This is a genomic window from Bradyrhizobium sp. AUGA SZCCT0158, from assembly GCF_018130065.1.
Lineage (GTDB): Bacteria > Pseudomonadota > Alphaproteobacteria > Rhizobiales > Xanthobacteraceae > Bradyrhizobium.
The window spans coordinates 104,884-119,191 of sequence record NZ_JAFCME010000007.1 but is presented as its reverse complement, the minus strand read 5'-3'; the positions used below and the strand labels follow the sequence as shown (position 1 = coordinate 119,191).

General features: G+C 63.6%; 10 protein-coding genes. 4 read left to right on the top strand and 6 right to left on the bottom strand.

All coding sequences use genetic code 11. From position 1 onward, the window contains the following. Nucleotides 1–21 precede the first annotated feature (21 nt). Nucleotides 22–1,632 (bottom strand): NAD(P)/FAD-dependent oxidoreductase, encoded by a 1,611-nt coding sequence (locus JQ574_RS12245; protein ID WP_249119289.1) that lies wholly within the window; start codon nt 1,630–1,632, stop codon nt 22–24. Nucleotides 1,633–1,825: 193 nt separating this feature from the next. On the opposite strand from JQ574_RS12245, the gene JQ574_RS12240 reads away from it, so the two are divergent. The 4 genes from JQ574_RS12240 (at nt 1,826) to JQ574_RS12225 (ending at nt 6,352) form a co-directional block, all read left to right on the top strand. Then, a complete protein-coding gene (locus JQ574_RS12240; protein WP_212208518.1) occupies nt 1,826–3,049 on the top strand; it encodes a cytochrome P450 in 1,224 nt (407 codons plus the stop codon). 136 nt (nt 3,050–3,185) lie between these two features. Continuing rightward, complete coding sequence (locus tag JQ574_RS12235; RefSeq protein ID WP_212208517.1) at nt 3,186–4,787, top strand: GMC family oxidoreductase; 1,602 nt, start codon at nt 3,186–3,188, stop codon at nt 4,785–4,787. Between the two features lie 7 nt (nt 4,788–4,794). Further along, nucleotides 4,795–5,244 (top strand): hypothetical protein, encoded by a 450-nt coding sequence (locus JQ574_RS12230; RefSeq protein ID WP_212208516.1) that lies wholly within the window; start codon nt 4,795–4,797, stop codon nt 5,242–5,244. Between the two features lie 82 nt (nt 5,245–5,326). Next, nucleotides 5,327–6,352 (top strand): S1C family serine protease, encoded by a 1,026-nt coding sequence (locus JQ574_RS12225; RefSeq protein WP_212208515.1) that lies wholly within the window; start codon nt 5,327–5,329, stop codon nt 6,350–6,352. Nucleotides 6,353–6,546: 194 nt separating this feature from the next. Here the strand turns inward: JQ574_RS12225 and JQ574_RS12220 are convergent, their stop codons facing one another. The 5 genes from JQ574_RS12220 to JQ574_RS12200 form a co-directional block, all read right to left on the bottom strand. Then, nucleotides 6,547–7,329 carry an alpha/beta fold hydrolase gene (locus JQ574_RS12220; RefSeq protein ID WP_212208514.1) on the bottom strand — a complete coding sequence of 261 codons (783 nt, stop codon included), beginning with the start codon at nt 7,327–7,329 and terminating at the stop codon, nt 6,547–6,549. Between the two features lie 3 nt (nt 7,330–7,332). Continuing rightward, nucleotides 7,333–8,628: an O-acetylhomoserine aminocarboxypropyltransferase gene (locus JQ574_RS12215; RefSeq protein WP_212383556.1), complete on the bottom strand. Its 1,296-nt coding sequence runs from the start codon at nt 8,626–8,628 to the stop codon at nt 7,333–7,335. Nucleotides 8,629–8,683: 55 nt separating this feature from the next. Beyond that, nucleotides 8,684–9,988, bottom strand: a complete 1,305-nt coding sequence (pncB, locus tag JQ574_RS12210; protein WP_192734885.1) for a nicotinate phosphoribosyltransferase — start codon at nt 9,986–9,988, stop codon at nt 8,684–8,686. A gap of 61 nt (nt 9,989–10,049) precedes the next feature. Further along, a complete protein-coding gene (locus JQ574_RS12205) occupies nt 10,050–13,592 on the bottom strand; it encodes a molybdopterin cofactor-binding domain-containing protein (RefSeq protein WP_212208512.1) in 3,543 nt (1,180 codons plus the stop codon). Then, a complete protein-coding gene (locus JQ574_RS12200) occupies nt 13,592–14,074 on the bottom strand; it encodes a (2Fe-2S)-binding protein (RefSeq protein WP_212208511.1) in 483 nt (160 codons plus the stop codon). The genes JQ574_RS12205 and JQ574_RS12200 overlap by 1 nt, the downstream gene beginning before the upstream one ends. Between the last annotated feature and the right edge of the window lie 234 nt (nt 14,075–14,308).

Sequence of the window (14,308 nt, the reverse complement as noted above, 5' to 3'; positions counted from 1 at the left end):
GGCCGGGACGACATTAGAAAGCTACCCCAATTGCAACTCATCATACCCCTTCGCCGCGACCTCATCGCATCGCGCGCGATAGGCCGGGGCGCTGCCGCTGTAGCGGGCGATGATGCGGGTCTGCTTGCCTTCGACGTTGGAGTTGATGCCGGTCATCCAGGAATCGATCTCGTTGGACAACAGCCCGACGCCGAGCGCCTTGACGTGATCGGTCCATGACTGCACACCGGCGGTGGTCGCTTCCAGTCGTGTCAGTTTGTTGTCGTACGCAAAGCGCACCAGCCCGGTCACCCAATCGACGCTGTATTCGATGCTGCGCGGAATGTTGCCGAGCGCGGTGTGCGGCCCCATCAGCATCATCATGTTGGGGAATTCGTGGACCATGATGCCCAAGTAGGTCTGCGGCCCGTGCTTCCATTTCTCCTTCAGCCGCGCGTCATTGACGCCGCGGAAGTCGATCTTGTCGAAGCTGCCGGTGAGCGCGTCGAACCCGGTCGCATAGATGATGATGTCGAACTCGAATTCCCTTGCGCTGGTCTTGATGCCCTTGGTTGTGATCCGCTCGATCGGCGTCTCCTTGATGTCGACCAGCTCGACATTGTCCTGGTTGTAGACCTCGAAGTAAAACGTCTCCAGCGGCAGCCGCCGCGTGCCGAATCCGTGGTTCTTCGGGATCAGTTTCTCGGCGACCTCGGGGTTTTTAACCCGCTGGCGGATTTTCCGCGCGACGAAATCGCTGATCGTCGCATTGGCTTTGCGGTCGATCAGGATGTCCTTGAAATTGCCTTGCCAGATGCCAAAACCACGCTCGCCGTAGAGCCGCTCGTAATTGGCTTCGCGCTCCTCGTCGGATACCTCGAAGGCGCCGCGCGTATCAGGCGTGTGAACGAAGCAGGCAAATGTCTCCTGGCAGCGGGCAAATATCTCGGGATAGCCGGCCTTGATTTTCTTCTGCGTCTCGGCGTCGATCTTGCCGTTGTGCAGCGGCGCTGCCCAATTCGCCGTTCGCTGGAACACCGTCAGATGTCCGACCTCTTTGGCGATGGTCTGGATGGTCTGGATGCCGGTTGCACCGGTGCCGATGACCGCGACGCGCTTGCCGGTAAAATCCACCGGCTCCTTGGGCCAGCGGGCGGTGTGGAACGATGCGCCCTTGAAATCGCCAAGACCTTCGATTCGCGGCAGCGTGGGCGTCGAGAGCGGCCCGATCGCCGTAATCAGGAAGCGGGCGTTGAAGCGGCTGCCGTCTTCCAGCGTAATCGTCCAGCTCCGGCTTTCTTCCTCGTAATGGGCGGCCTTGACGCGGCTTTCAAACTGGATGTCCCGGCGCAGATCGAACTTGTCAGCGACGTAGTTGCAGTAGCGCAATGTTTCCGGCTGGCCTGCAAAATGCTCGGACCAGTCCCACTCCTGCAGCAACTCCTTGGAGAAAGAATAGCCATAGGAATAACTCTCTGAATCGAAGCGGGCGCCGGGATAGCGATTCCAGTACCAGGTACCGCCGACATCGGTGCCCGCCTCGAATACGCGCACGCGCAAACCCAGTTCACGCAGCCGGTAGAGTTGGTACATGCCGGAAAGGCCGGCGCCGATGATGATGACGTCAAGATTCGGAATCGGCGTTGCTCCCAAGTATGCACTTTATGTATGTCCTTGGACCTAAAACTATCCGTTCTTGCGCCGGTGGACAAACCCCGCCTGGACGCGTGGCAGGGTTGCAGGTTTGCCGCCGGGCGGCCTCTCGCGCCTTTACTCCTGGCCATATCTGCCCCTATCGTCGGAGGCAGGAGCGCCCGGCAAGCGGCGACGGAAACAGGGGGACACGATGGTGCAGGCGCTGCGCAAGCTGGCCTCGATCGACGTCAGCGATCCCCATTTGTACCAGGACGACAATTGGCGACCGCTGTTCGCGCGGCTGCGCCGCGACGATCCCGTGCATTATTGCGAGGCCTCGCCGTTCGGGCCGTTTTGGTCGGTAACGCGCTACGACGATATTTTTACCGTCGAGCTCGACCACGAGAATTATTCGTCGAGTTCTGAACTCGGCGGTATCCAGATCACCGACCAGCCCCTCGGCCAGGAGTTTGCCAACTTCATCCGGATGGACCCGCCGGGCCATACCGCGCATCGACGCACCGTCGCGCCCATCGTTGCGCCGTCGAACCTCGCCAACCTTGAGGCGCTGATCCGCAAGCGGACGTCGGAAGTGCTGGACGCGCTTCCGCGCAACGAGACGTTCGATTGGGTCGCACGGGTCTCGACCGATCTCACCAACATGATGCTGGCGACGCTGTTCGACTTTCCCTGGGCCGATCGCGAGAAACTGACCTGGTGGTCCGATGTGGCGATCGCCAATATCGAAGCGCCCGACGCCGTCGTGCATTCGGCGGAAGAACGTATCGCCGAACTCACCAAAATGGGTGAATATTTCCGAAGGTTGTGGGATGCCCGCGCGAATGCCGCGCCAACCGTCGATTTGATCTCGATGCTGGCGCATTCGGAAGCGACGCGTAATCTGCAGGCGCGCGAATTCATCGGAACGATCGCGCTTTTGATCGTCGGCGGCAACGATACCACGCGCAATTCCATGACCGGCGGGCTGATGGCACTGGTCGAAAACCCCGAGCAGTTCGAACTGGTGCGCAGCAGGCGCGAGTTGGTTCCAAATCTCGTTTCCGAAACCATCCGCTACCACACGCCGGTGCTGCATATGCGCCGCACTGCGCGCAACGATGTCGAATTGGCCGGGCGCCGAATCGCAAAGGGTGACAAGGTCGTGATGTGGTACATCTCCGGCAATCGCGACGAGGATAAGATCGATCGCGCCGACGAGTTCATCGTCGGTCGCGCCAAACCCCGGCAGCATCTCGCCTTCGGCGCCGGCATCCATCGCTGCGTCGGCGACCGGCTCGCCGAACAGCAAATCCGCATTCTCTGGGAGGAAGTGTTGGCAAGGGAGCTTCGTTTTGAGATGGTCGGTCCGCCGCAGCGGCTCTATTCGAATTTCATACGCGGCGTTCGTTCGCTACCGGTAAGGATTGTGAGTTAAGCCGTCATTGCGAGCGCAGCGACTTGTCCGCCGTAGCTCAACGAGCGAAGGCGGAAGCAACCATCCTACCGCGCAAAAAGTATGGATTGCTATGCTGCGCTCGCAATGACGAAAGAGAGACCTTCAAGGAAATAGAATGAAGAACGATCCCGTTGACGTCCTGATCATTGGCGCCGGTGCTTCCGGTGCAGCCGTGGCCTGGAGCCTTGCCGATACCAAGATGCATATTCTCTGCCTCGACCAGGGCGGCTGGATGAATTCGTCGGAATATCCGAGCACCGGGCGTGACTGGGAAGCAAAATTCTACGGCGACTGGTCGACCAGCCCGAATATCCGTGGCCGGCCCCAGGACTACCCGATCAACGACGACAACTCGCCGATCAAGGTTGTGAACTTCAACGGCGTCGGTGGCTCGACGGTCATGTACACGGCGCATTGGCCGCGGCTGCATCCGTCGGATTTCAAGGTGAAGACACTCGACGGCGTCGCTGATGACTGGCCAATCGATTACGACACGCTGACGCCGTTCTTCGAAGAGAACGACCGGATGATGGGCGTCTCGGGCCTATCGGGCGACCCGCGTTCGCCGCTGACGCGCCCGCCGATGCCGCCGCAGCCGCTTGGGCTCTCCGGCCCGCTGATCGGCAAGGCCATGAACAAGCTTGGCTGGCACTGGTGGCCGTCGGACACCACGGTCGCGACGATGGACTATGAGGGCAGAGCGCGCTGCATCAATCTCGGCCATTGCACGCCGGCCTGCGCGCAAGGTGCCAAGGCTTCGACCGACATCACCTATTGGCCGCACGCGATCCGCGCCGGCGTCGAACTCAAGACCCATTGCCGGGTGCGCGAGATTCTGACCAACGAGCACGGCATGGCTTCGGGCGTCGTCTATTACGACAAGGATGGGGTCGAGCAGTTCCAGCCGGCCGAGGTCGTGATCATCGCCTGCAACGGTGTCGGCACACCGCGGCTGCTCTTGAACTCGGTCTCCGGCCGTTTTCCGAATGGCCTCGCCAATTCATCCGGCCTGGTCGGCAAGAACCTGATGTTCCATCCCTATGCGCAAATCTACGGTTTCGTGAAGGAGCCGACTGACTCTAACCGCGCGCCGCCGACCTGCCTCTGGAGCAAGGAGTTTTACGACACCGATCTGTCGCGCGGCTTCGTCCGCGGCTACGGGATCCAGTTCGGCCGCGGCGCAGGGCCGGTGTTCGAAGCCGTCGCGAGCGAGCAGAAGGGCATTCTGCCATGGGGCGCGGATCACCACCGCGTCTTCCGCAGGCTCAATGGCCATCGGCTCGGGGTGTCAGCGATTTGCGAGGATCTGCCCGAGGAACACAACCGCGTCACGCTCGATCCCGTGCTGAAGGACTGCCACGGCATTCCCGCACCGAAGATCGACTACACGATCAGCGAAAACAGCCGGAAGATGATGGCGCACGGACTGGCGCGGGGTAGGGAGATCCTCGAAGCCGCGGGTGCCACGGACCTCTGTATCAACGACCCGATCCCATGGGGCGGCTGGCATCTGCTGGGTACGGCGCGGATGGGGACCGATCCGGCGCGCTCCGTCGTCAACGAATGGGGCCGGTCGCATGATGTGAAGAATCTCTTCATCGTCGACGGCAGTGTGTTCGTGACGTCAGGTGGCGTGAACCCGACCTCGACGATCCAGGCGATCGCGCTCTACGTCGCCGACCAGATGAAACAACGTCTAGCCAATCTCTTCGACTGAGGCCGCCATGTCCGTGTCAAATGAACTGACCTCAGCCCAGCGCGACGATCTCCGCATCGTCGCTGCGATGATCGTCCCCGCCAGCGACGAGTACAAGGTGCCCGGCGCAGACGACCCTGCGATCCAGGCCGACATGCTGGCGACGCTCGGGCGCGACACCGCACTGGTAGCACAGGCGCTCGATCACCTAGCGCAGCTTGCCGACAAGCCGCTCGCCGACCTCGATCCGGTGCGTCGCGATGCGGTGGCGCAGGAGTTCCGCGCATCGGGTGGTGCTGCGGCAGCAACCCTCGTTCGCGTCGTGCTGCAATGCTACTACCGCGACGATCGTGTGCTGCGATCGCTCGGGCTGGAGCTCCGCGCGCCGTTCCCGCAAGGTTACACGCTGGAACAAGGCGACTGGTCGCTTCTCGATCCGGTCAAGGCGAAGCCGCCGCATCTGCGGCGGGCCACGTAAGCCTCAGGGCAGGTTTACGCGGAGGTTGAGGCTCTTGCGGCGAGGTAATCCCGTAACCATCTGATCGGCGAAGGAATTCGCCATGTTGGATTTTAGCCCAGATAACGCCGATGACGGATCGTCATCGCGCGCGACCGAACACGCCCCCGCCAACGACCAGGCGCTGCTGGACGCCTATTCCAACGCCGTGATCGGCGTGACCGAACGCGTCGGCCCTGCCGTCGTGCGCGTCGAAACCGGCCCCAAGGTGCGCACCGCGCGGGAGCGCGGCGGGCTTGGCTCGGGCATCGTCATCTCGCCCGATGGTTTCGTGCTGACCAACAGCCATGTGGTCGGGGCGTCGAAAGAAATCCGGTTGCGGGATACCGAAGGTTTTGTCACCGACGCGCACGTGCTTGGCGTTGATCCCGACACCGATCTCGCCTTGCTGCGCGCCGACGGCGCGCGCGATCTGCCCTATGCCTCGCTCGGCAATTCCAAGAGCCTGCGCCGCGGCCAGCTGGTGGTCGCGATCGGCAATCCACTTGGATTTGAGTCGACCGTGACCGCCGGCGTGGTGTCGGCGCTGGGCCGTTCGATCCGCTCGGTGAGCGGGCGGACCATCGAGGACGTGATCCAGACCGACGCTGCGCTCAATCCCGGCAATTCCGGCGGGCCGCTGGTGTCGTCGGCAGCGGAAGTGATCGGGATCAACACCGCGATCATTCAGGGCGCGCAAGGTATCTGCTTTGCGGTCGCCAGCAACACCGCGCAGTTCGTGCTGTCGGAGATCATCCGCCACGGCTATGTGCGCCGCGCCTATATCGGTGTGTCCGGCCAGACCGCCCCGATCCCGCGACGACATGCAGTGGTGGCCGGTGTCGACAACACAATGGGCGCGCTCTTGGCGCAGATCGAGGCTGACAGCCCTGCGGCGCAGGCCGGCCTGTTGCCGGGAGATGTCGTGATAAAACTGGATGGCGTCGAGATCAACGGCGTCGACGACCTGATCCGCGCACTCGACCGCGACCGCATCGATCGCAAGCTGGAAATGGACGTGCTCCGCATGGGAAGGTTGCGGGCGGTGGATATTCATCCGGTGGAGCGGAAGAGGGCGGCAAGGCAGTAATTATTGTATCAGCGGGCGCCGCTCTTCCCCTCTCCCCTTGTGGGAGAGGGTGGCTTCGCGAAGCGAAGACGGGTGAGGGGTTCTCTCCTCACGGCAAGATGAGCGATGTGGATAGAACCCCTCATCCGGCGCGCCTTGCGCGCCACCTTCTCCCACAAGGGGAGAAGGAAGAAGAGACACCCATGTTCGCGCCGTTACCCCCGCAACGCCGCCAGCAATTCATCCGGCGCTTCGGCCATCATCATGTGGCCGGCGCCTGATAGCACCACGACGCGCGCGTTCGGCGTTGCCGCTGCCAGCGTCTTGCCGGCTTTTGCCGGGGTCATCATATCGCGTTCGCCGAGAATGAATGTCGCTGGCACCTTGACCGCCGCTGCGGCAGCGAGCGCGCCCTCGTAGGAATTGCAGGCGTTGAGATCGTTGTACAGCACGCCCGGACGGGTCTGCTGCAGCACCCGCTGCGCGCCCTGATGCATCCATAGTCCCGGCGCGAGGCTGCCGCCGAGTTCGGCCTTGAAGCCGAGACCCCAGATCGAGACCATGTCGATCGCATCGGGATTGTTGAACTCCGCGGCCTTGAGCAGGTCGGGGCCGACGGTCATCGTGGCCGCGGTTCCGATCAGGCTGAGCCCTGAGACCTTGTCCGGATGACGCGCCGAGGTTTCCAGCGCGATCAGCGATCCCATGGAATGTCCGACCAGTTTTGCCTTGGGCGCGCCGGCCGCATCCAGCAGTGCCGCGGTCCAGTCGGCCATGTCCGATATCGTCGGCAAGGCGTTGCCGGCCGAACGGCCATGGCCCGGCAGATCCGGCGCCAGCACGGCATAGCCGTGATGGGCGAACCAGCGGCTGTGCAGCGCCCAGGTCGAATGATCAAAACCCGCGCCGTGCAGCATCACCACCGCGGGCAGCGACGGATCGAACGGACGACCGCCGGTGGCAACGAACGTATCGGACCCTTTGACTGACAGTTGCATGGCTCACACCTTCTGCGATGCGCGAAGCGCCTGGCCGAGATCGTCGATGATGTCAGCCACAGCTTCAATCCCGACGGATAGCCGCACCAGTTCCTCGCCGACGCCGGCGGCCTTGAGTTGCGCCGCGTCCATCTGCTGATGCGTCGTACTGGCGGGATGGATCACCAGCGTCTTGGCGTCACCGACATTGGCGAGGTGGCTGACCATGCGCAGCGTCTCGATGAATTTCTTGCCCGCGGGACGGCCGCCCTTGATGCCGAAGCTGACGATCGAGCCGGCGCCCTTCGGCAGCAGCCGCAAGGCCAATTGATGGTCGGGATGATTTTCCAGCGCGGGATGCAGCACCCACTCGACCGCCTTGTTGGCTTTGAGGAATTCCAGTACCGCGAGCGTATTGCTCATATGGCGTTCCATGCGAACACCCAGCGATTCCACGCCCTGCAGCAGCTGGAACGCATTGGTCGGCGACAGGCACGCGCCGAAGTCGCGCAGGCCTTCGGTGCGGGCGCGCATGATGAAGGCGGCCTGGCCGAATTGCTCGTCGAAGACGATGCCGTGATAGCCGGCATACGGCTCGGTCAGGACAGGGAATTTGCCGGAATCGTGCCAGTCAAAATGCCCGCCATCGACGATGACGCCCCCGATCGCGATGCCGTGGCCGCCGATCCATTTGGTCGCCGAGTTCATCACGATGTCGGCGCCGAGCTCGATCGGCCGGCTGAGGAACGGCGTGGCGAAGGTGTTGTCGATCAGCAGCGGGATCTTGGCGTCATGGGCGATTTCCGCGACCGCCGGAATATCCAGCACCTCAAGGCCGGGATTGCCGATGGTCTCGCCGATGACAAGCCTTGTGTTCGGCTTGATCGCGTCGCGGAACTCGTCGAGCGCGCGCGGTTTCACGAATGTCGTCGTGATGCCGAAGCGCGGCAGCGTGTGCGCCAGCAAATTGATGGTGCCGCCATAGAGCGAAGAGGAGGCGACGATATGGTCGCCGGCATTGAGTAGGGTGGCGATCGCCAGATGCAGCGCCGCCATGCCGCTCGCGGTGCAGATCGCGCCGACACCGGCTTCCAGCGCCGCAAGCCGCTCTTCGAGCACTGCGGTCGTCGGATTGGAAATCCGCGTATAGATATGCCCGGCGCGTTCGAGGTTGAACAGCGCGGCGGCGTGGTCGGAATCCTGGAACACGTAGGACGTGGTCTGGTAGATCGGCACCGCACGGGCGCCGGTGACGGGGTCCGGGCGCTGGCCGGCATGCAGGCTCAGGGTTTCAAAGGCAGGCGGCTTGGGTGCGGGCATGCGGGCCTCGTCAGATCGTTGGGTGGCCAGGGATTGCGTGTTGCGTGTTGCCGGTTCAGACGTGCACGGCGGCGCGGACGCGGCCGGCATTTCCGAATACGCGTATGTATCGCTCGACCTCGGAGGGCGAGCCTGTCGCCTTTTCCGGATTGTCCGACAGTTTGACGGCCGGCCGTCCATCGACCGACGTCACCTTGCAGACGATCGAGATAGGATCGAGATCGGCCGATCCGTCCGGCGCGCAGCCGACGAAATCATTGGTGAGGTTGGTACCCCAACCGAAGCTGACGCGGACCCGCCCGGTAAAATGCCGATAGGTCTCTTCGATCGAGCCGACGTCCATGCCGTCGGAGAACACCAGCAGCTTCTCCCGGGGATCACGGCCCTTCTGCTTCCACCACTTGATAATGTCTTCGCCGGCCGCGATCGGCGGCGCGCTGTCGGGTCGAAAGCCGGTCCAGTCGGCGACCCAGTCCGGCGCATCGCGCAGGAACGGCTTGGTGCCGAAGGCGTCGGGCAGGGCGATCAGCAAATTGCCGCCATAGGTATGGCGCCATTGATCGAGGATGCGATAGGGCGCCCAGCGCAATTCGGTATCGTCATTCGCAAGGGCCGCTGCAACCATTGGCAATTCATGCGCATTGGTGCCGATCGCTTCGAGATCATTGTCCATCGCGAGCAGCACGTTGGAGGTGCCTGTGAACGATGAGCCGAGGCCTTCCTTGACCGCCTCGACGCACCAGCGTTGCCACAGAAAACCGTGACGGCGGCGGGTGCCGAAGTCGGACAACCGCAAGCCCTCGAGCTTGCGCAGCCGCTCGACCTTGGTCCAGAGTTTTGCCTTGGCGCGGGCATAGAGCACGTCGAGCGCAAATCGCCCCTGTCCCTTCAGCGCCTGGCGCGAGCGCAGTTCGTTCAGGATCGCGAGCGCCGGGATTTCCCACATCGTGGTGTGGGTCCACGGCCCGTGGAAATGCAGTTCATACTGGCCGTCCACCTTGCGCAGCTCGTATTCGGGCAGGCGGAAATTGGCGAGCCAGTTGATGAAGTCGGGCGAGAACATCTGGGTCTTGCCGTAGAACGTATTACCGGCGAGCCAGATCAGTTCCTTCTTGGTGAAGCGGATGGAGCGGGCGTGGTCGAGCTGGGCGCGCAACTCGCCCTCATCGATGATCTCGGCCAGCCGCACATGCTTGCTGCGGTTGATCACCGAAAACGTCACCTGCTGATCCGGGTAGAATTCCCGAATCATCTGCAGCATCAGCAGCTTGTAAAAGTCGGTATCCAGCAGGCTGCGAACGATCGGATCGAGCCGCCAGCCGTGGTTGTAGGTCCGGGATGCAATATCTGTGACTGCCATGCCGGAACTCTATCGCGCCCGCGGCGGCCCAACCAGTGGCTTTTGGCGGCAGCATGCCAGCTCAGCGCGCCATTTCCTGCCGGATTCGCCCAACGGTTGCGTGGATATCGCCCCATCCCGGCCTCTCCGGGGCAAATTGTCGCCGCAGGTAGGCGGCGAGTTCAGCGACCTGGCCGTCGGTCAGGCTGTCCTTGAAGGCGGGCATATAGCCGAGGTCGCTGGTCACGGGGGCTTTGATGCCGTGCAGGATCACCTGGATCAGATTGTCAGGCACGGCGCTGTGCAGGTTGCTGTTCAGCGCCAGCGACGGCCGGCTGCCGAACAAGGGCGCGCCACCGACCTCGTGGCAGACCGCACAGGCACCCTGGTAGATCCGCGCGCCGACGCTGGAGGCCGCAACGAGCCGGGTGCTGGTCGCCGCCTCGAGTTTGGCGGCGAGGGCATCCTGTGCCCGCTTGTCGGCGGCGGTCTCATTGAACGAGCCGAGATAGACGGCCATGGCGCGGATATCCTGATCGGGCAGCGCAGCGAGTTCCTTCACGACCGGCGCCATCGGTCCCGCGGCGACGCCGTGCAAGCGCGACTCGCCGGTCCGCAAATAGGCGTAGAGCTCATCTTCGCTCCAGGGGATCGGCGCCTGCGACAGTGACGTCAGGGCGGGTGCTTCCCAACCTTCGGCGAAGCCGCCCGCGAGGTAAGCACTTTGCTTTTCCGCTCCCAGCGCATTGCGCGGCGAATGGCAGGCGCTGCAATGGCCGAGGCCTTCGACCAGATAGGCGCCGCGATTCCACACGTCCGATTTGCTCGGGTCTGCCTGGAACGGCTTTGGCTGATGGAACAGCGCGTTCCATCCGGCCAGCAGCGGGCGGATGTTGAACGGGAACGCCAACTTGTTTTCCGGATTTTCCGCGCGCACCGGCGATTGCGCCATCAGGTAGGCGTAGAGCGCCTGCAGATCGGCATCGGTCGTCTTCGCGAAGTGCGTATAGGGAAACGCCGGATAGAGGTGCCGTCCATCGCGATGGATGCCTTCGCGCATCGATCGCTCGAAGGCGGGATAGGACCATGCGCCGATGCCGGTTTCCACGTCGGGCGTGATATTGGTGCTGTAGATAACCCCGAACGGCGTATCGAGCGGCCGGCCGCCGGCATTGAGCACGCCATTGATGCTGGTGTGGCAGACCGCGCAGTCGCCGAGCGCCGCGAGTTGCTGGCCGCGCGCGATGGTCGCCGCCGAATAGACTGACGCATCCGGCCGCGCGATCGGCCCGATCGCGCGCCACGGCAGTACAGCAGCGCCGATGCCGACCACCGCCGCGCATAATGCCGCCGCCGTCGCCAGCACGCCGCGCCGTCCGGCAAACGGGTTTTGCCATTTGGTGAGATCGGGTACGGGCGGCGGCGCAGGCAATGCCTCCGGCACCGCCGCCGCGTCGCCGTGCAATCCCCGCAAAATGCGCTCCGGCGTGAACGGCAATTCGCGAAAGCGCACACCGGTCGCATCATAGATCGCGTTGGCGATGGCGGCAGCGCTGGGGACCGAGGCGGACTCGCCGACGCCGAGCGGTGGCTGGTCCTGCCGCGGCAGCATCAAGACATCGATCTTCGGCAGGTCAGGAAATTTGACGATGGGGTAGGCGCCCCATTCGCGCGCCGTCACGGACGCGCGGTCGAACGAGACTTCCTCCATCAGCGCGCGGCTGGTCGACTGGATCACGTTGCCGTGGATCTGATGACGCACCCCTTCCGGGTTGATCATCAGCCCGGAATCCTGGCCCGCGACCACGCGGGTGACGCTGACATCGCCGGTCGCCTTGTTGACGGCAACATCGGCGATCCACGCCGACCACGCCGCGCCATAGCCCGGGAATTTGCTGTGCACATAGAGCGCATAAGCAAAGCCGCGCCCGCGCACGATGTCGCCCTCGGCTTCAGGCTCCTGCCGTACCGGTCGCGGTTTCCAGCCCGCGCGCTCGGCGACCGCATTGACGAGATCGACGGCGCGCGTGTCCTTCAGGTAGCGCAGGCGATATTCGATCGGATCGACGCCGGCTTCAGCGGCGAGTTCGTCGATATAGGATTCATGCGCGAAAGTATTGGGCAGCGCCGAGACGCCGCGGAACCAGGAGGCGCGCACGATCGGCGGCATGTCGTGCGCCACCACGCGCATGTTCTCATAGTCATAAGGCGGGATCGCGGTGCGATCGCCCATCTCGAACACGGCGGGCTCCGGCGCGATCCGTCCGGTGAGCAGCAGCGCCAGTGTCGGCGCGCCGTTCGACGGATAGCGCGTCGCAAAATCATAGGCCGCGACGCCGCCGTCGGCGTTGAGCCCGCCATTGACGTCCATCAATTGCCCGGTGCCCTTCGGCTCCCAGGCGTGTTCCTGCTCGCGCGTCAATTGCACGCGGACGGGACGGCCGACCGCGCGCGACAGCAATAGCGCATCGGCGGTGACGTCGTCGGCGCAGTTGCGGCCATAGCAGCCGGCGGCTTCCATCCTGATCACATCGATCTCGGCTTCAGGCCGCTCGATCAGCAGTGCTAGATCGGTGCGCAGGATGTGCGGGTTCTGCGTGCCGGACCACACCCGGATCGCGCCGTCCTGATAGTCGGCGACCGCGCAGGAGGGGCCGATGGAGCCGTGCATCTGATACGGCCAGACGTAAGTCCGCGCCATCGGCTTGGCGGCTGATGCAATGGCGGCGTCGACGTTGCCCTTGTCGATCAGCGTCCGCGGCGTCGATGGGTTGGCCCGCAGCACCGTTTGGAGATCGCCGAGGTCGGGCAGGACAGGCACCGGCTTCCAGCTCACCTTGAGCTGCGCCGCCGCCTTGATCGCGTTCTCCTCGCGCTCGGCAACGATACCGATGAAATCGCCGATCCTCACCACGGCCACCAGCCCCGGGATATCGCGCACCGAAGCTTCATCGACCGCGATCAGGCTGGTGCCGACGAACGGGCCGGCGTCGATGCCGGCATAAGGCGGCCGCACGACGCGGCCATGCAGCATACCGGGCACGCGCATGTCGTGAACGTAAACGAGTTCGCCGGTCGCCTTCGCCGGCAAGTCGACGCGGGGCACCGATTGCCCGACGATGGAATAGGCGCTGACGTCCTTCACCGTTACGTCTTCGGTGAGTTCGAGCCGAATGATCTCGCCGGCGATCAATTCTCCATAACTGACAGTGCGGTTGTCCTTGCCGCGGATCAGCCCGTCTTCGATGTTGAGATCACTGGCCGCTACCTCCAGCCGTTCCGCCGCACGCGCGATCAAAAATTGCCGCGCCTGCGCTGCAGCCTTGCGCAGCGGCACCGCCGTGATCTGGATGGTTTCGCTGGCGATCGTCGCGCCCTGGTTGGGAACGACAGAGGTGTCGCCCAGCACCACGACGACGCGGGCAAAGGACACGTCGAGTTCCTCGGCGACGATCTGTCCGAGTGCGGTGCGGATTCCGGTGCCGAGATCGACGTGGCCGTTGTAGGCGGTGACCGAACCATCAGCGGTGATCTTGACGAAGGTTTCGAGCGCCTCTGCCTGACGAACCACCGACAGCGATCCCTGCGCTCGTTCACTGCTCGCTGGCGTCTCCGACGTTGCCATCAGTCGTGCGCCTCGACGGCGTGGCCCGCGGCCCGCATCGCCGCCCGGATGATCTCGATATGCGCGCCACAGCGGCACAGATTGTAGCGTAGTGCTTCCAGCACTTCGGCCTCAGAAGGGTGCGCGTTGCGCGACAAGAGCGCCTTGGTGCTGATGATCATGCCGTTCAGGCAGTATCCGCATTGCGCGGCCTGCTCGCGGATGAAGGCCTCTTGAACCAGATCGGGGTGCTCGCGCGAGCCGAGGCCTTCAAGCGTCACAATGTCGCGCCCGGCGCAGCCTTCGATCGGGATCACGCAGGAACGCGCCGCCTCACCGTCGATCAGCACCGCGCAGGCGCCGCACTCGCCGAGCCCGCAGCCATATTTCGGTCCGTTCAAGGCGAGGTCGTTGCGCAGCACATAGAGCAATGCGGTGTCGGGCGCGGCGTCGACATCGCAGCTTTTGCCGTTGACGGTCAGGCGCATCGTGCTCTGCGTCATGCTGTGCGCCTTGATCCCTGGGCCCCGGTTGCGCTGCAAAATGTGGTGCGGACGTCCTTCGAAGATACCGTTTGTATACAAACGTGCAAGCGGGGCGTTCCCTGACGCAATGCCTTGCCCGCTTTATAAACACGGCGCGAGGCAAATGAGTTTTTATGCGGCAATCGCGGTTTTTCGCTTGGGGCCCCGCTTGACAGGGTTTCCGTCCGCGCGCAACATCGTTCGTGTACGAAC

What these genes read in the sequence shown, in the direction of transcription:
- JQ574_RS12235 (WP_212208517.1), top strand. Translation starts at nt 3,186, where the DNA reads ATGAAGAACGATCCCGTTGACGTCCTGATCATTGGCGCCGGTGCTTCC.
- pncB (WP_192734885.1), bottom strand. Translation starts at nt 9,988, where the DNA reads ATGGCAGTCACAGATATTGCATCCCGGACCTACAACCACGGCTGGCGG.
- JQ574_RS12225 (WP_212208515.1), top strand. Translation starts at nt 5,327, where the DNA reads ATGTTGGATTTTAGCCCAGATAACGCCGATGACGGATCGTCATCGCGC.
- JQ574_RS12205 (WP_212208512.1), bottom strand. Translation starts at nt 13,592, where the DNA reads ATGGCAACGTCGGAGACGCCAGCGAGCAGTGAACGAGCGCAGGGATCG.
- JQ574_RS12220 (WP_212208514.1), bottom strand. Translation starts at nt 7,329, where the DNA reads ATGCAACTGTCAGTCAAAGGGTCCGATACGTTCGTTGCCACCGGCGGT.
- JQ574_RS12240 (WP_212208518.1), top strand. Translation starts at nt 1,826, where the DNA reads ATGGTGCAGGCGCTGCGCAAGCTGGCCTCGATCGACGTCAGCGATCCC.
- JQ574_RS12215 (WP_212383556.1), bottom strand. Translation starts at nt 8,628, where the DNA reads ATGCCCGCACCCAAGCCGCCTGCCTTTGAAACCCTGAGCCTGCATGCC.
- JQ574_RS12200 (WP_212208511.1), bottom strand. Translation starts at nt 14,074, where the DNA reads ATGACGCAGAGCACGATGCGCCTGACCGTCAACGGCAAAAGCTGCGAT.
- JQ574_RS12230 (WP_212208516.1), top strand. Translation starts at nt 4,795, where the DNA reads ATGTCCGTGTCAAATGAACTGACCTCAGCCCAGCGCGACGATCTCCGC.